Source organism: Providencia sp. PROV122 (genome assembly GCF_028482365.1).
In the GTDB taxonomy this organism is placed as follows: Bacteria; Pseudomonadota; Gammaproteobacteria; order Enterobacterales; family Enterobacteriaceae; genus Providencia; species Providencia stuartii.
Genome location: NZ_JAMPQI010000001.1, coordinates 334,884 through 352,563 on the forward strand (window position 1 = coordinate 334,884; position 17,680 = coordinate 352,563).

The following is a 17,680-nucleotide window of genomic DNA, read 5'->3' on the forward strand; positions in this document are numbered from 1 at the left end:
CATAAATAAGCTAATTCAATGAAACTAATACCGACTGCTATTTTAATCCATGTTCCTGACGTTGCTATCGGCTTAGCTTGGTATCAACAAGCCTTTCCACAGGCGGTTGCCGAATATCTACCAGAGTTTGATTTTACCGTATTACACGTAGGGAATTTCACTATCGAGGTTGTCCAAGCTGACGCAAAGGTCTGTGAAGGCAAACGAGGCACAGTATTATATTGGCAGGTGGAATCTTTCGATTTAGCGGTTGAGCATTTATCTAAATTAGGTGCAAAACGGTATCGAGGGCCGATGTTAATAGAAGGTAACAAACGAATGTGTCAGCTTGAAGATCCGTTTGGTAATTTAATTGGATTAAAAGGGCAATAAAATCAATTAAAACCTTTAAAAAAATTAAAGCCAATCGTAATGATTTGCCTTATCAATTAGTAACGTAAATAAAATTACGATAAAAATATAATTTGTGATATGAGAGGTAAAAACACATCAAAAAGGGTGCGTTAAATGCGTAAATGCATTATAAAAAGTGAGGTTTTATCTGCTTTTTATAACTCTTTATAGTATCTTAAGCTAAAAAATAACCCGAAATTAATGGTTAAGGCTTAAAGTAAGCAGAGGGATGTTGCTTTCTTGTGAATGAATTAACATTTCGTTTAAACTCTGCTATGCTGAACGCCCGAAGCTGGGCATAATTTTACTGCCATTGAGATTATGCGAGCAAGTTCCTCTGACCTGGCACCGGATGATGATTTTTTCAAGATGGTGCAGACAGCCGGGTATATAAATTACAATGAAGCGAGGAGAACGTCGTGCTAGAAGATTACCGTAAGCACGTAGCCGAGCGTGCCGCTCAAGGGATTGTCCCTAAGCCATTAGATGCTGCGCAAGTTGCTGCATTAGTAGAATTACTGAAAAATCCACCTAAAGGTGAAGAAGATTTCCTATTAGACCTGCTGACCAACCGTGTGCCCCCCGGTGTTGATGAAGCAGCGTATGTCAAAGCGGGCTTTTTAGCCGCTATCGCGAAAGGTGAAACTACCTCTCCTCTTATCAGCCCAGAAAAAGCCATTGAACTGCTCGGTACAATGCAGGGCGGGTACAATATTCATGCGCTAATTGAAGCTTTGGATGATGCTAAGCTAGCACCAATCGCGGCTAAAGCACTTTCCCATACTTTGCTCATGTTTGATAACTTCTATGATGTAGAAGAAAAAGCAAAAGCAGGGAATGAGTACGCGAAACAAGTTATTGAATCATGGGCAAATGCTGAATGGTTCATCGAGCGTCCTGAGCTGGCTGAAAAGCTGACTGTGACTGTATTTAAAGTTACAGGTGAAACTAACACAGATGACCTGTCTCCAGCTCCGGATGCATGGTCTCGCCCTGATATTCCGCTTCATGCCCTAGCTATGCTGAAGAATGCTCGCGATGGTATTGAGCCGGATGAGCCAGGTAATGTCGGGCCAATTAAACAGATTGAAGCCCTGAATAAGAAAGGTTTCCCGTTGGCCTATGTTGGCGACGTTGTGGGCACAGGCTCTTCTCGTAAATCAGCAACTAACTCTGTGTTATGGTTTATGGGGGATGATATTCCGTTTGTTCCTAACAAACGTGGTGGTGGTGTTGTACTTGGTGGTAAAATCGCCCCTATTTTCTTCAATACCATGGAAGATGCCGGCGCGTTACCTATTGAAGTGGACGTATCTAAGCTGAATATGGGCGATGTTATTGATATCTACCCATATAAAGGTGAAGTGCGTAACCATGAAACGGGTGAGTTACTGGCAACATTTGAACTGAAAACGGATGTATTGATTGATGAAGTCCGTGCTGGCGGTCGTATTCCATTGATTATTGGCCGTGGTTTAACGGCTAAAGCGCGCGAATCACTTGGCTTAGAGCCAACTAACGTATTCCGTCATGCGAAATCTGTTGCACAAAGCAATCGTGGTTTCTCTTTGGCTCAAAAAATGGTTGGTCGTGCTTGTGGCCGCCCAGGTATTCGCCCAGGTGAATACTGTGAGCCTAAGATGACTTCTGTTGGCTCGCAAGATACCACAGGCCCAATGACACGCGATGAGCTAAAAGACTTAGCTTGCCTAGGGTTCTCCGCAGATTTAGTTATGCAATCATTCTGCCATACTGCGGCATATCCAAAACCCGTTGATGTGACTACGCACCATACATTACCTGATTTTATTATGAATCGTGGTGGTGTTTCCTTGCGCCCAGGCGATGGCATCATTCACTCATGGTTGAACCGTATGTTATTGCCAGATACTGTCGGTACGGGTGGTGACTCGCATACCCGTTTCCCAATCGGTATCTCTTTCCCAGCAGGTTCTGGTTTGGTGGCATTTGCAGCAGCAACAGGTGTAATGCCGCTTGATATGCCTGAATCTGTTTTAGTGCGCTTTAAAGGAGAAATGCAACCGGGCATCACGCTTCGTGATCTTGTTCATGCTATCCCTTTATATGCAATCAAAGAAGGCTTACTGACTGTTGAGAAAAAAGGTAAGAAGAATATTTTCTCTGGTCGTATTCTTGAAATTGAAGGGTTGCCTGAGCTAAAAGTTGAGCAAGCATTTGAATTAGCAGATGCTTCCGCAGAGCGCTCAGCAGCAGGCTGTACGATTAAACTGGATAAAGCACCAATTATTGAATATCTCCAGTCAAACATTGTTCTGCTGAAATGGATGATCTCAGAAGGGTATGGTGATCGCCGTACCATTGAGCGTCGTATCAAAGGAATGGAAAACTGGTTAGCTGACCCGCAGCTTCTTGAAGCAGACGCTGATGCAGAATATGCCGCAGTGATCGAAATCGACCTAAATGAGATCAAAGAGCCTATCTTATGTGCTCCTAACGACCCTGATGATGCACGTTTGCTGTCTGATGTTCAAAATGAAAAAATCGATGAAGTCTTTATCGGTTCTTGTATGACAAACATTGGTCACTTCCGTGCGGCAGGTAAGCTGTTAGATCAGCATAAAGGGCAGCTACCAACACGCCTATGGGTTGCTCCACCAACTAAGATGGATGCAGCACAATTGACTGAAGAAGGTTATTACAGTGTGTTTGGTAAGAGCGGAGCACGTATTGAAGTGCCGGGATGCTCTTTGTGTATGGGTAACCAAGCACGTGTTGCAGATGGGGCAACCGTTGTTTCAACCTCAACACGTAATTTCCCGAACCGTCTTGGTACAGGGGCAAATGTATACTTGGCTTCGGCTGAACTTGCTGCTGTCGCATCTTTGCTCGGTCGTCTCCCTACGCCTGCTGAGTATTTGCAGTTTATGGATAAGGTCGATGAAACTGCTGAGGATACTTACCGTTATCTGAACTTTGATCAGTTAGAGCAATATACTGAAAAAGCAGATAGTGTTATCTTCCAAACAACAGTTTAATTTAGCGATTTAGCAACAAATCAAAAGCCCTGAATTTAATCAGGGCTTTTTTTATGGTCGCTAATTAGGGTGTTAGTAACTTGATTAGCCGATTTGATAGGCGATAGTAACAGTGAGGAAAAATGTCGCTAATCGCTCGATAGGAAGCGCAATAGATCCTTTATCGTTTGGTGGATGATGAAGGGGAATCTATATAGTTAATGCATAAAAAGTGGTTTTAAGTGATACAGAGGAGTAATTCGGTTAGATCGTAAGCGTCGAATACGCAATATTGTGACAGAGTATGCGGATATTTTGTTGTAGATCTATATCGATATCACTCTAAACTGTTATCTTTTTGGCTAATTAATATTCATTAATTTCAATCTTGGTATGATTACTTTTTAAAACGACTAGCTAAAAAAGACTATTTTATCATTATTTGAAATTCTTAATTTGAATATTAAAAAAAGAAAAAAGATTATCTTTTTATTGATTATATTAATTTGATGATGCTTATTTGATATTGAAACAATATTACTCGTTGCATTGAAGGCTATATTTATCATGTTTTTATTTTAAAAAGTCATAATAATCAAAGAGGTGTGGTATTTTTTTAACTTGGTTGTTTTATTTATGCAAATAATTACTCGCGTTGCGAGTTAAAATTGAAAGATTATATTATAAAGTATTAAACTACATTAAATTAGATATTTTGTTCTTTTCTTTAGTTCTTATTGTGATTTGTTTGGAGTTATTTTCTTATCAATCTTGATTGGTATGAGTGACTATTACTATATTCTATTGTTTTTAATGGTGAAATAAATTGTTACATCTATGACTCCTTTGGTGAGTGTGCAATTTACTCGAATTAGGTGTAATGTTAATTATAAAAAAGTTATCTATAATACTTACATCTGAAAAACAGTATTTCGTTGAGATGTTTTAAAGATGCATAAAAATAGAATGTGTTATCATAATTAGAGGTAATTAATATCGGCAGTAAAAATATTTTTATAACTCTTATTAAGATAAGTAATAATAATAATTAAAATATTTTTTTATATATTTACTAATATAAGTATTGGTAATGGATTCTATTTTTCTTTATTTTGTTTTTTATTATAGAAGGTTAATCATGTTTAAGAAAACATTATGTGCACTGTCGTTAATTTCTGTTTCATATGCGGCATTCTCTGCACCTGTTGCTAATTTAAAAGTTACGGGCTCGATTACGCCACCAACATGTACTATCGATAACCAAAATGAAGTGGATGTTGAATATAAATTTGATACAGCGCCAAGTATGTTCCCTTTATCAGGTAACTTAACGTTAACGCCAGTATCGAAAAAAATTGAGATAGTGTGTGATGCAACAACGTATTTAAGCTTTGAAGCTAAAGATAACCGCAGTGATAGCCCTATGACGGCTGCTGATACCAACTTTGGATTAGGTAAATTTGGTACAGACGGCAGTAAAAATATTGGTTTTTATACCATCAATATGAAAAACGCGACGGTGAAAGCAAACAGTGAAGATGCAGGAAAGCAGACAGGGATCCGATCAGGCACGCTTTTCTCTGCCGCACAGGCCTTGGTTAAAAAGACAGGCAAAACAGCGTGGGCAATATCATCAACACAATTAGCCTCAGGACAAATCTTTGCGGCTGATTTTGAAGTTACCCCAACATTGAGCGAAGACTTAAAGAATAGCTCGGGTGATGTGTCTTTAGATGGCCACGCGGTACTATCATTTGGTTTTGGTATCTAACGTGATTCTAAGATAGGTCATCTATTTGGCCTATCTTAATTATCGAGGTTGTTAACTGAGTATGAAAAACACAATTAAGTATTTAGGTTTACTACCATTACTAGCGGTTAGCTTTAGTTATGCAGATACAAATGCCAATTTGAAAGTATCTGGTGATATTAAGCCACCAACCTGTATGGTTAATGGAGAAGAGCAAACCAATATCATATATGACATGGGAAAACTCTCTGTTGATGTTATACCTATGTCGAGCATGTATATTTTTCCCGAAAATTCGAAAGTAAAAAATACCGTTACGGTGACATGTGATGCTCAAACATATTTAATATTTATGGCGACAGATACCTACCAAGGTTTGAGTTTACCTTCAACACCGGTATCAAGCTCGTATTCACATAAATATTTTCATATTAATGGGGGTAAACCGGCCGCACTTGGTGGTGTCTCATTTTTAGTAAAAGATGCTAAGGTCGATAATAATTCTGGATATGTTCGCCGTTTATATAATTCAACACATGCCACTTCTAGGCTTGGAGATTATGTATTGACTAAAGGTGAATACTATGGATGGTCTAATACTAAGCATGAAGCCGGGGGTAAAGATGCATTTATGCAATCATTAATACCTGGAAAAGTCTTTTCAGCGAGTTTTGAACAAGACAGTGTATTTATTAACTCACGAGATGATTTAGCTAAAGCAAATATTGAACTTAATGATGAACTTAATTATAACGCAGAAGCTGTAATTACATTTAGCTTTAGTCTTTAATAATGAAAAAAATGGGCATGTATCTTATGCGGATAATATTATATCAACTTACAGTAGTGTTAATGTTCTATTTTTGTGATTATTCAAATGCTCAGGGCGTATATAGGCAAAATATAATCACCGATATTGTGACACCTCCAAGTTGTGAAATTATCCCACCAAATAACGGGAACTATCAATTTTCCCAGTTACATGCCCATTATTTTAAATTAAACAAAGTCACAGCGCTTCCAGAATTAAAACAAACATGGCAAGTGATGTGCAATACACCGATAAATTTATTTTTAAAAATTATTGATAATCGTCATGATTCCTCCCGTATGGATGATGAAAGCTATTTTGGGTTAGGTAACGTAAATGGTTCAGGGAAAATAGGTGATTATCGATTAACGTTGAGTCATGCCAATGTTGATAATGAAAAAGCGGAGTTGTTTTTAAGCGAAAATTTATCAGGAACAAGAACATCTGCTATAACGGTGAAAAAAAATAGAACCTATGGTTGGTTAACGGGTGAAAGTCATATTGCCTCGGGAAAATTATTTTCTGTTGATATTACTGTTTCGCCTAAACTTAATTCTTTAAAAGAAACCCATGGGCCTATTGTTAATGGTGCTGAATTAGACGGTAATGCTGAATTGATTTTTTCATTTGGCATTTAATGCCTGAACACATTAATTATAATTAAGCAATGAGCATGTATGTTATATACTAATAAAAAAACACGACGTTACTATTTTTTTATGGCTTTAATATTCATGTTATATAATGAGTATTCATATTCATCAAATCAAGATAATGCTGATAAAAACTCAAAAGTGAATTTTGATATTGATTCATTAAAGGCACTTGGTTACGGTGAAGAAGTCGCTGATTATTTTATGCAAGGGAGCCAATTTCTTCCTGGTAACCATGATGTCACAATACAATTAAATGGTGATCAAACTTATTCTGTTAATGCCAAAATAGATGATAGTGGTCATCTTTGCCTTGATGATAGTTTGCAGAAGACGTTGAGATTAAAATCGACAAATTTAGAAGATGGATGTCATGTTTTTCAAGATGTCTATCCTGATTCACGGGTGGTAATGCGACCTAATGAGTTTGCTATTGATATTACAGTCGCTGAAAACAACTTTGATCCTAAGTTGCTAGGTCGTGAATTGACTTATGGTGGCTTTGGTTTAGTTAATAACTATCGAATTTACGGTATGCATATTAATGGCCATAATAACCAAGAGTTTTATCAAGGTGAATTTGAAACGGGAGCAAACTGGAATAACTGGGTTTTACGCAATAATAGTAGTTTTTCTTCAAGTAAAGGGAACTCAGAGTATCAATTTAATGAAACAGTATTATCGCGTAGTATCGAGTCATTAAAGTCTCAATTTGAAATAGGTCAACTGAATAGCCGAGGCAGTTATTATTCTGGTATACCAGTTAATGGCATTCAACTCTATTCGGACAGTGCATTACAGCTTAATAATCGATTAGTTGTACCGATAGCTGGTTTTGCAAATTCGCCATCAACCGTAGAGGTTCAGCAAAATGGTCGTCTGCTCTATCGAACAATAGTGCCTGCTGGTCCTTTTGAACTAAATAGAATTAATAATATTATCAATGGAACACCAGTTGATGTAACAGTTATTCAAGATAATGGTGAGCGTCAGAAATATCAAGTAATGACCTCAAATCAAGCAACTGAAAATTTATCACCTTTATCTTATCAATTTTTTATTGGTAAATATCGTACAGTCAATAGTGTTCAAGAAAGTGATAATCCTTTAATTAGTAGTTTGGAAGCAAGCGCACAATATAAAAAAATAGATTATTCAGCAGGGGCTTTATATTCAGATAAATATCAATCTGTAAGTGGTGGTGTTCATTCTTCATTTGGAGAAAAACTACTCATTAATGGTGGAGGCAATGTTTCAATTTCTCGTAATGATGAAAAAGAGGGAAGCCAGTTAGACTTTAATACATCGTTGGCCAAAGGTGCCGCATCATTGGGAGTCTCATTTCTATATCGCAGTCATGAGTATCCGACGTTAGATAGTACATTAGAAAAACAGCAACCAATATTGGATGAAGATGCATGGAATTTACCATGGTTTAGTCGAGACCTTCAGACTTCTTCTTCACTTTATACAAGTTGGGGTGATATTAACTGGGGAAGTTTTAGCTATAGTTTAAATTATAACCATTATTATGGAGACGGTTCAGATACAGTAAGTCATTTAGTCGGTTATAGCAGAAAGATCGGTGATGTCTCATTAAATTTATCTTTTCAGTCTGGAACAGATCAAGACAATCGCTTTTATCTGAATGCATCAATCCCAATAAATAGCCGTTCAAGTGCAAGTATACAAAGCCAATATTACGATGACCGTAGTACTTTAATGGCGAATTATAACTATAGACAGAATGATAGGTGGAATTACTCTATCGGTGCAGGTCGTAGCAGTGATGTAAATCGTGTTAACGGGAGCATTAATAATACGAATGCTTATACACAATTATCATTAAATGCTTCCATGACTGAAAATAATGTTTACTCATTTATGTCATCTGCTACAGGCGCTATTGCTTATTCAAATGGGCTAGTTGCAACCTCTTCAGTGCCATTAAGTAATACTTTTGGGATTATATATATTCCAAATCAACCAAATGTTAAGGTGAGTGCGTTAGGCAGTGGTTCAACAATCACGAATCATTTTGGTACGGCTGCCATTTCGTCATTACCAACAAATAGGAAAACAACGGTTCAATTGAACACGCAAGATTTACCGTTAAATATTCGGCTTGATACCACTTCGTTCGATGTTGCAGTTGCTAGAGGAAGTGTTATTACAAAAGAAATTAAAGCTACCGAAATGAGACAGTTATTACTGAGTATTACGCTTAAAAACGGTCAAAAAGCACCTAGTGGTGCAAGCTTAATAAATAAAAAAGGAAAGTATGTCAGTGCCATTATGGGTGAAGGGAATACTTTTTTAACTAACGAACAAATTGGTGATGAATTAATTCTTCGTTCGCCAAACTCAGATGATTGTATTGTGAAATACACAGTACCAGAACATTTTTCATCTGAGTTGCTTTATGAAGAAGTAGACGCAATATGTCAATAAGTCATCAAAAAACTAAACATAGATTTTGATAAAGAGGTTATTTATGAAAAAAATATTTGCAACTATTCTTTCAAGCTTTTTATTAATAGTGAGCACAAATGTTCATGCAAGTTTCCAATTAGAAACCATGACTGTAATATTAGATGCAGGAGAAGGGCGAAAGGTTTTTAATGTTAAAAATACCGGTAATTCACCTATTTTATTATCAACCAAAGTTGAAGAGCTAGATGGTTCAACAAAACTTGCTGGTGATATTATGATTTCGCCACCGATTGTTCGTATTGAACCTCAACAAAGTCAACAAATTAATTTTATTTTGAAAAAAGGCGTTGATATTTCCGATGAAGTAATTTTAAAAGCATCATTTCAAGGTATTGGGGCAAGTAAAGAGAATGTCACTAAAATGCCTATTCGTCAGGATGTGGCAATGTTAGTTTCTCCTGCTAATATGAAAGTGAGCCAAACACCTTGGGACGCTCTTTCAGTGAGCCAAAAAAATAATCAGTTAACATTAAAAAATAATGGAAAGCAAGTCATTAGGTTATCACCCTCATTTAAAGTTTTACCGAGTAACGAAGATTACGCGCTAGACCAGTTTTATATCAGACCTGGTGAAAGCAAAGTTGTCAATATTAAAGGTAATGCAACGAGTATATCTATCTCCCCTTTAAGTCGTTATGGATTTAAAATGAGTGATAACGCTATTTTAGCTGTGGAACACTAATTCCCTATTATAGGCAATTAGATATTAAGGCCCATTTATCTTTAGCATATTGAATGGGGTTTAATTTTTCAGGATATATAGTAAAAGGGTAATTTAACCTTGAATAATGTAATACCTAAAAACTTTTTCACCAAAGTGATTGGTGAAGAAATTAAGAGATTGCGAAAAGCAAGTTCATTTTCAGGGACAAAAATGGCGAGTGAATTAGGCATTTCGCAGCAACAATACTCTCGATATGAAAGGGGGGTTAATACAATATCTGTTGATGCTTTACTAAATATATTGTGCATTCTTGATTGCGATGTGAGTTCCTTTTTTTCATATCTGCGTCAGCAGATAGAAAAAGATAATCATGAATTGTATGATACATTAAAGCCATTGTTTTATAACTTTGAGACTCATACAGAGATAGAAAAGTATTTTTTAAAAAGAGGCCTTTAAATTTAAAGATAGAGTCGGTTTGCTTTGGAACAGCCTAATTTTATCAAGGTGGCAAGTTTATACGGCTTATGCCACCTTGATATTAACTGGGGAAATTCATGCTTTACCTATAATTGACTGCCTGAGATTGAGTAAAACCGACTTTATCATCTAGAGTTTTGTAGTGATAAGATAAAAAATCGTGATAGTCTTTTTATACTAAAGGAAATAGGCAAGGTAAACTTGATGTTGAAACAATATTACTCGTGATATTGTGTATTACCTTGACGATACTTCTTCTAAAGTGATTAATAATCATAGGGATAAAGGTTATTATTATGAAGTGTTTTTCCAATGTGAATAATTACTCTCTAACCGAGTTGAAATTAAAAGGATTTATGTTTAATTATTAAACTACATTAAATTAGGTATTTTATTCTTTTCTTTAGTTCTTATTATGATTTGTTTGGAGTTATTTCCTCATTAATCATAGGTGCGATAGCTAGATGTTAATCTACTTTATTGTTTTTAATGATGAAATAAAATGTTACATTTGTGATTTTTTAGGTTAAAGTGCGGTTTACTCGATTTTGGTGTAATGATAATTATAAAAAAGTTATCTATAATACTTACATCTGAAAAACATTATTTCAGTAAGATATTTTAAAATTACATAAAAGTAGAATGTTTTATCATATTTAGAGGTGTTTAATACCAGTAACCAAAATTATTTATTATAGCTCTTGTTAAGCTAAGAAATGACAGCGAGTTTAAATATTTTTCTCTATGTATTACTAATATAAATGTTGGTAATAGATTCTATTTTTCTTTTTTTGTTTTTTATTATAAGAAGGTTAATCATGTTTAAGAAAACATTATGTGCACTGTCGTTAATTTCTGTTTCATATGCGGCATTCTCAGCACCTGTTGCTAATTTAAAAGTCACGGGCTCGATTACGCCACCAACATGTACTATCGATAACCAAAATGAAGTGGATGTTGAATATAAATTTGATACAGCGCCAAGTATGTTCCCTTTATCAGGTAACTTAACATTAACGCCAGTATCGAAAAAAATTGAGATAGTGTGTGATGCAACAACGTACTTAAGCTTTGAAGCTAAAGATAACCGCAGTGATAGCCCTATGACGGCTGCTGATACCAACTTTGGATTAGGTAAATTTGGTACAGACGGCAGTAAAAATATTGGTTTTTATACCATCAATATGAAAAACGCGACGGTGAAAGCAGACAGTGAAGATGCAGGAAAGCAGACAGGGATCCGATCAGGCACGCTTTTCTCTGCCGCACAGGCCTTGGTTAAAAAGACAAACAAAACAGCGTGGGCAATATCATCAACACAATTAGCCTCAGGACAAATCTTTGCGGCTGATTTTGAAGTTACCCCAACATTGAGCGAAGACTTAAAGAATAGCTCAGGTGACGTGTCTTTAGATGGCCACGCGGTATTATCATTTGGTTTTGGTATCTAACGTGATTTTAAGATAGGCCATCTATTTGGCCTATCTTAATTTTCGAGGTTGTTAATTCATGATGAAAAACACAATAACATGTTTGGGCTTATTGCCGTTATTGGTAGCGGGTTTAAGTTACGCAGATACAAATGCTAATTTGAAAGTATCTGGTGAAATTAAGCCACCAACATGCTTTATCAATAATCAGAATGAAGTAGATATTGTATATAATTACACGATATCGCCAGAAATGCTTAACCGTTCAGAAAAAACACCTTTAGATAAACAAAAGAAAAGAATCGAAATAGTGTGTGATGCTACAACTTACTTAAGCTTTGAAGCCAAAGATAACCGTATTGATAGCGTTTCTTCAGAACAAGGTCATATTTTATTTGGATTAGGTACATATGGTACTGATAATAAAGAAAATATTGGTGCTTATACCATTACAATGTCAAATGCGACTGTTAAAGCGAATAGTGAAGAAGCCGACAAAAACGTTTTAATATCGACAGGAAATACCGTTAAGTCAGAAATTTCGGTAGAGCAATCGAAAAAAATAGCTTGGGCTGAAACATCGACAAAATTAGCACCAGGAAAAATTTTTGCTGCTGATTTTGAGGTTTATGCGGTATTAAATATAATCAGAACAGATGATATTGAGGATATATCTCTAGATGGTAGTGCGACATTATCATTTGGTTTTGGTATTTAATTTTATTTTAAATAGGTTAGGTAATTGACCTATTTAACTTATTGAGATTGTTAATTCATGATGAAAAACACAATAAAATGTTTGGGCTTATTGCCGTTATTGGTAGCAGGTTTAAGTTATGCAGATACCAGTGCCAATTTGAAAGTATCTGGTGATATTAAGCCACCAACATGCTTTATCAATAATCAGAATGAAGTAGATATTGTATATAATTACACGATATCGCCAGAAATGCTTAATCGTTCAGGAAGAACATCTTTAGATAAACAAAAGAAAAGAATCGAAATCGTATGTGATGCAACGACTTACTTAAGTTTTGTGGCTCATGATAATCGCATTAGTCCTAGCGACGCAGCATTATTATTTGGATTAGGTACATATGGTGCTGATAATAATGAAATTGGTGTTTATAGCATTACAATATCAAATGCGACTGTTAAAGCGAATAGTGAAGAAGATGCTAAACGTGTTTTAGTGTTACCAGAAGGAAGCAAAGCCGTAGCAGAAACCTCGATAGCGAAAATGAAAAAAACAGCTTGGGCTGAAACATCGACAAAATTAGCACCAGGAAAAATTTTTGCGGCTGATTTTGAGGTTTATGCGGTATTAAATATAATCAGAACAAATAATATTGAGGATATATTTCTAGATGGCAGTGCGACATTATCATTTGGTTTTGGTATTTAATTTTATTTTAAATAGGTTAGATAATTGACCTATTTAACCTATTGAGATTGTTAATTTACGATGAAAAGCACAATAACATGTTTGGGCTTATTGCCGTCATTGGTAGCAGGTTTAAGTTATGCAGATATCAGTGCTAATTTGAAAGTATCTGGCGATATTAAACCACCAACATGCTCTATCAATAATCAGAATGAAGTGGATATTGAATATCGATTTGATATCGCTCCAGAAATGTTTCCTAGTTCAGATATCTTATATTTAGATGGTGAAACGAAAAGAATTGAAATAGTGTGTGATGCTGCCACTTATTTAAATTTTATAGCCAAAGATAATCGTAGTGATAGTGTCATAAATCCAGGCGATATCTTCTTTGGTTTAGGTAAATATGGTGCTGATAATAGCCAAAATATTGGTGTTTACACTATTACAATGTCAAATGCGACTGTTAAAGGAAATAGTGATGAAGGCGCTAAAAAAGTCTCTGTGTTGGCTGCGGGAGGGAGCGCTGTGCCAGAACTTTTAATAAGCCAATCGAAAAAAACAGCTTGGGCTGAAACATCGACAAAGTTAGCATCAGGACAAATTTTCGCGGCTGATTTTGAAGTTAAGCCAATGTTTTATGGTGAGGTAAAAGAGAGTGCTGGTGATGTATCCCTAGATGGCAGTGCGACATTATCATTTGGTTTTGGTATTTAATTTTATTTTATTCTAATCGGGTTAGGTTGTTGACCTATTTAAATTATTAGGGGCGTTAATTTAATATGAAAAATACAGTAAAATGTTTAGGTGTATTACCATTATTAGCCGCTGGTTTAAGCTATGCAGATACAAATGCTAATTTAAAAATATCTGGTGATATTAAGCCACCAACCTGTATGGTTAATGGAGAAGAGCAAACCAATATCATATATGACATGGGAAAACTCTCTGTTGATGTTATATCTATGTCGAATAGATATATTTTCCCGGAAAACTCAAAAATAAAAAATACGGTTACAGTGACATGTGACGCAGAGACTTATTTACTATTCATGGCGACGGATCTTTATGAAAGCTTAAATTTACCTTCGACGCCAGTAAGTCCTGATATTGCACATAAATATTTTCATATTAATGGGGGTAAACCGGCCGCACTTGGTGGTGTCTCATTTTTAGTAAAAGATGCTAAGGTCGATAATAATTCTGGATATGTTCGCCGTTTATATAACTCAATACATTCAACAGCGGGTCTTGGGCAATATGTGTTAACTAAGGGGGAATATTATGGATGGTCTAAGGCAAATGGTGAATCAATAAGTAAGAATGAATTTATGAGGTCATTAATACCAGGGAAAGTATTTTCAGCAAATTTTGAACAAGAGAGTATGTTTATTAACTCACGAAATGATTTGGCTAAAGCAAATATTGAGCTTAATGATGAAGTTAATTATAATGCAGAAGCTATAATTACTTTTAATTTTAGTATTTAATAATAAAAAATGGGATTTGTATTTTATGCGGGGAATCTAATGTTAACTTATGCCTGTATAAATTTTTGATTATCTAAATGATTTTGTACAGATAAAATATAATCAAAATATTGTGAAATCATTTTTCCAAGCAGTATAATTTATCAAAATTCACAGTTACATATCCATTGTTATTAAGTAATATAAATAAAAATCAGGCACTCGATATCTCATGGCATAGTGTATTGGGGACAGCTTAATTTTTGATTAGGTAGCCAGTCTGTACGACTCGTGCTACCTTTGTACGAATTTAGCAGTAGTATATGGCTATATATAATTTGCTATCTCAATAAGATTTAAATCAGGATCTCGAATATAAATAGATAATATCTCTCCCATTGCGCCTGTACGTTTGACAGGGCCTTCTATAATCTCGACACCTTGCTGTTGAATAAACGTCATAATTTGGTTTATTGGTGTATTACTGATAAAACATAAATCGAGTGAGCCAGGTACGGGTAAATGAGCTTTTGGCTCAAATTCTTTACCATATTGGTGGATATTTATTTTTTGCTGCCCAAATTGCAACGCATAGCGCTGCTCACCGAAGGTTATCAACTTCATTTTGAGTACATGGGTGTAGAAATCAATGCACGCGTTTTGATCGGTTGTGGTTAACACCAGATGGTCTAAATGGTTAATCATCAGACACTCCTATCCTTCTTCTTTATGTCGTGTTATGCGATGACGCTTACTTTGTTCTGCTATTAGCCGTTTGTCGTTTTTTGCAGAACAAAAGTTCATCAATGCTCCCCATATCATAGTGAGCTTTCTTTTTATCTCATGTTTTAGCGAACAATAATACTGAACTAGAGGTATAATTATAACGAATGACGTCTGGTGTGAGGTGGATTATGGAATACCAATTTTTTCAGGATATAACTGGAGAGATATCGGCAAAATTTTCGATGGATCATGAAGCGGTTGGTTATTGGCTTAATGAGGAAATTAAAGGCGATTTTAGTCTGTTAGATGAAATAGAAGCCGGATACGAATCGATTAAAGGTAGCGAGAAGCAATGGGAATTAATCGGTCATGAATACACATTGGTATTAGACTATGAAGAAGTGATGATCCGAGCGAATCAACTTGCTTTCGAGACGGAGGGTTTAGAAGAGGGAATGAGTTACTATGATAATGAAAGTGTCGCATTTTGCGGCATTGATGATTTTATGAGTATGCTTAACGATTACAGACAATTCGTTTTAGAAAATAAAGTAAAATAAATTTTTGTTTTAAAATGTTGTCAGATTTTAGATATTGTAGTTATTATTTAATTGCAATATCACATGGTTAGTTTGAATAAGAACTAAATTGTTGGGAGCATGTGATAATTTCATTTACCGAGTAATTCCATTTAAAAATTAGAGGACTGTATGAATACTGATGATGTTACCGGAGCGTTGAATGACGCAACGAATTGGTTTGCGGCAAATCAGGATCTGTTAGTTCAGTATGCGGTGAATATCGTTTCTGCTATCGTCATTCTTATTGTCGGTATGATGATTGCTAAGTGGGTTGGACGTGGCTTACATCGTGTGATGACAGCACGCGGCATCGACCCTACCGTGAGTGAATTTTTATCCGCGATTGTCCGTTATACTGTTGTTGCGTTTACGTTTATTGCTGTACTTGGCAAAATTGGTGTTCAAACAGCATCTGTGATTGCTGTATTGGGTGCTGCGGGCTTAGCTGTTGGTTTAGCATTACAAAACTCATTAGGCAACTTTGCCGCTGGTGTATTATTAGTCGTGTTTAGACCTCTGCGAGCTGGTGAGTATGTCCAAATTGGGGCTGTAGAAGGAACGGTTCAAAACGTTCAAATTTTCTCTACCACACTTAGAACAGCGGATGATCGCATTATCGTCATTCCGAATGGTAAAATTATTGCAGATAACATTATCAATATCACTCGTGAACCTGATCGCCGAACTGATATTATTGTTGGAGTGGCGTATGATTCAGATATTGATTTAGTCAAAAAAGTATTAGGTGACATTGTTGCTGCTGATGAGCGTATTTTACACGATAAAGGTGTGACTATCCGTTTACACGAAATGGCGCCATCTTCATTAAATTATTTAGTCCGTTTTTGGGCTAAAAATGGTGACACATGGCCTGTATATTGGGATTTAATGGAAAATTTCAAACGTGCACTCGATAAGCACGATATTGGTATACCATTCCCTCAAATGGATGTCCATTTACATCAACAGGCTGCTGTTGCAGTGAAAAAAGATATGACAGAATAAGCGTATTTATTGAATGATAAAACTGGGTCAGTTTATTGTACTGTACCCAGTTTTTTTTATTTGCTGATTTTCCTTTCCTATCGTTTAGATAGCGAATGTCACAATAAGTTATTCTAATCTTCTATAAGAAATAATAATTTTCCCTAATAATTTTTTCTAATTAGAATCTCATTGAATAAAATGAATAATTATTAGGAATTTATGCATGTTTACGATTTATATTCAGGGTGCTTTACTTGGTGCTGCAATGATACTTCCATTAGGCCCGCAAAATGCATTTATTTTGCAGCAGGGAAGTCGAAAGCAATATCATGTGATGAGTGCATTTTTATGCTCCTTAAGTGATACCGCATTAATTATTGCTGGCGTTTTTGGAGGAAGTGCATTACTAAGCCAGTCTGAAATTCTGTTGCAATTGATTACATGGGCTGGGGTAGCGTTTCTAGCTTGGTATGGTTACGGCGCATGTCGTAGCGCTTTTAGTCGCGATGAAGTTAGGGTGCAAGCAGAGAATAAGGTTGCCAATCGTTGGCGAGTGATCGTGACTCTATTTGCGGTAACGTGGCTAAACCCTCATGTGTATTTAGATACTTTTGTGGTATTAGGCAGTGTGGGAGGGCAGTTAGAAAGCTCATTACGGCCGTGGTTTACGGCAGGGGCACTGACCGCATCTTTTGCTTGGTTTTTTGCTTTAGCGATATTAGCGGCTTGGTTTTCCCCCATACTAAATAAGCCACGTTCACAACGCGTAATTAATCTCTTTGTTGGAATGGTGATGTGGTTTATTGCCTTTCAATTAGCGAAGCAAGGGTTAGGGTATTGATAATTTCTTATTAATCCGAAAC

Annotated in this window: 17 protein-coding genes; 16 read left to right on the plus strand and 1 reads right to left on the minus strand. The window is 36.0% G+C overall.

The features are described from left to right. Window positions 1–18: 18 nt before the first annotated feature. The 13 genes from PSE69_RS01460 (at window position 19) to PSE69_RS01520 (ending at window position 14,544) form a co-directional block, all read left to right on the plus strand. Window positions 19–372 (plus strand): VOC family protein, encoded by a 354-nt coding sequence (locus tag PSE69_RS01460; RefSeq protein WP_121874992.1) that lies wholly within the window; start codon window positions 19–21, stop codon window positions 370–372. A 440-nt stretch (window positions 373–812) separates the two neighbouring features. Then, a complete protein-coding gene (gene acnB / locus PSE69_RS01465) occupies window positions 813–3,410 on the plus strand; it encodes a bifunctional aconitate hydratase 2/2-methylisocitrate dehydratase (protein WP_004921820.1) in 2,598 nt (865 codons plus the stop codon). Window positions 3,411–4,527: 1,117 nt separating this feature from the next. Next, the gene (locus PSE69_RS01470) at window positions 4,528–5,160 is read left to right on the plus strand and encodes a fimbrial protein (protein ID WP_014656401.1); all 633 of its coding nucleotides are present in this window, start codon (window positions 4,528–4,530) and stop codon (window positions 5,158–5,160) included. 61 nt (window positions 5,161–5,221) lie between these two features. Next, window positions 5,222–5,929, plus strand: coding sequence for a hypothetical protein (locus PSE69_RS01475; RefSeq protein WP_004921813.1), 708 nt, complete (start codon window positions 5,222–5,224; stop codon window positions 5,927–5,929). A 2-nt stretch (window positions 5,930–5,931) separates the two neighbouring features. Continuing rightward, window positions 5,932–6,588: a hypothetical protein gene (locus PSE69_RS01480; RefSeq protein WP_127891336.1), complete on the plus strand. Its 657-nt coding sequence runs from the start codon at window positions 5,932–5,934 to the stop codon at window positions 6,586–6,588. A 39-nt stretch (window positions 6,589–6,627) separates the two neighbouring features. Next, entirely contained in the window at window positions 6,628–9,054 is a 2,427-nt protein-coding gene (locus tag PSE69_RS01485; RefSeq protein ID WP_223854817.1) for a fimbria/pilus outer membrane usher protein, read from the plus strand. A gap of 43 nt (window positions 9,055–9,097) precedes the next feature. Beyond that, window positions 9,098–9,778, plus strand: coding sequence for a fimbria/pilus chaperone family protein (locus PSE69_RS01490; protein WP_014656397.1), 681 nt, complete (start codon window positions 9,098–9,100; stop codon window positions 9,776–9,778). A 99-nt stretch (window positions 9,779–9,877) separates the two neighbouring features. Next, on the plus strand, window positions 9,878–10,219 hold the full coding sequence (locus tag PSE69_RS01495; RefSeq protein ID WP_004921801.1) for a helix-turn-helix domain-containing protein: 342 nt from the start codon (window positions 9,878–9,880) through the stop codon (window positions 10,217–10,219). An 839-nt stretch (window positions 10,220–11,058) separates the two neighbouring features. Beyond that, on the plus strand, window positions 11,059–11,691 hold the full coding sequence (locus tag PSE69_RS01500; RefSeq protein WP_042116721.1) for a fimbrial protein: 633 nt from the start codon (window positions 11,059–11,061) through the stop codon (window positions 11,689–11,691). Window positions 11,692–11,749: 58 nt separating this feature from the next. Beyond that, window positions 11,750–12,388 (plus strand): fimbrial protein, encoded by a 639-nt coding sequence (locus tag PSE69_RS01505; RefSeq protein ID WP_060560897.1) that lies wholly within the window; start codon window positions 11,750–11,752, stop codon window positions 12,386–12,388. A gap of 57 nt (window positions 12,389–12,445) precedes the next feature. After that, a complete protein-coding gene (locus PSE69_RS01510) occupies window positions 12,446–13,075 on the plus strand; it encodes a fimbrial protein (protein WP_121874975.1) in 630 nt (209 codons plus the stop codon). A gap of 60 nt (window positions 13,076–13,135) precedes the next feature. Continuing rightward, window positions 13,136–13,771 carry a hypothetical protein gene (locus tag PSE69_RS01515; protein WP_060560895.1) on the plus strand — a complete coding sequence of 212 codons (636 nt, stop codon included), beginning with the start codon at window positions 13,136–13,138 and terminating at the stop codon, window positions 13,769–13,771. A gap of 65 nt (window positions 13,772–13,836) precedes the next feature. After that, entirely contained in the window at window positions 13,837–14,544 is a 708-nt protein-coding gene (locus PSE69_RS01520) for a type 1 fimbrial protein (RefSeq protein ID WP_154610265.1), read from the plus strand. 306 nt (window positions 14,545–14,850) lie between these two features. On the opposite strand, the gene PSE69_RS01525 is transcribed toward PSE69_RS01520, so the two are convergent. Continuing rightward, entirely contained in the window at window positions 14,851–15,228 is a 378-nt protein-coding gene (locus PSE69_RS01525; RefSeq protein ID WP_014656393.1) for a VOC family protein, read from the minus strand. Between the two features lie 209 nt (window positions 15,229–15,437). Between PSE69_RS01525 and PSE69_RS01530 the strand changes: the two genes are divergently transcribed. From PSE69_RS01530 to argO, 3 genes are all read left to right on the plus strand, one after another. Next, complete coding sequence (locus PSE69_RS01530; RefSeq protein WP_121874973.1) at window positions 15,438–15,809, plus strand: YacL family protein; 372 nt, start codon at window positions 15,438–15,440, stop codon at window positions 15,807–15,809. Window positions 15,810–15,959: 150 nt separating this feature from the next. Next, window positions 15,960–16,835, plus strand: a complete 876-nt coding sequence (gene mscS / locus PSE69_RS01535; RefSeq protein ID WP_004921773.1) for a small-conductance mechanosensitive channel MscS — start codon at window positions 15,960–15,962, stop codon at window positions 16,833–16,835. A 205-nt stretch (window positions 16,836–17,040) separates the two neighbouring features. Next, complete coding sequence (argO, locus tag PSE69_RS01540) at window positions 17,041–17,658, plus strand: arginine exporter ArgO (RefSeq protein ID WP_104872863.1); 618 nt, start codon at window positions 17,041–17,043, stop codon at window positions 17,656–17,658. The last annotated feature ends 22 nt before the right edge of the window (window positions 17,659–17,680 follow it).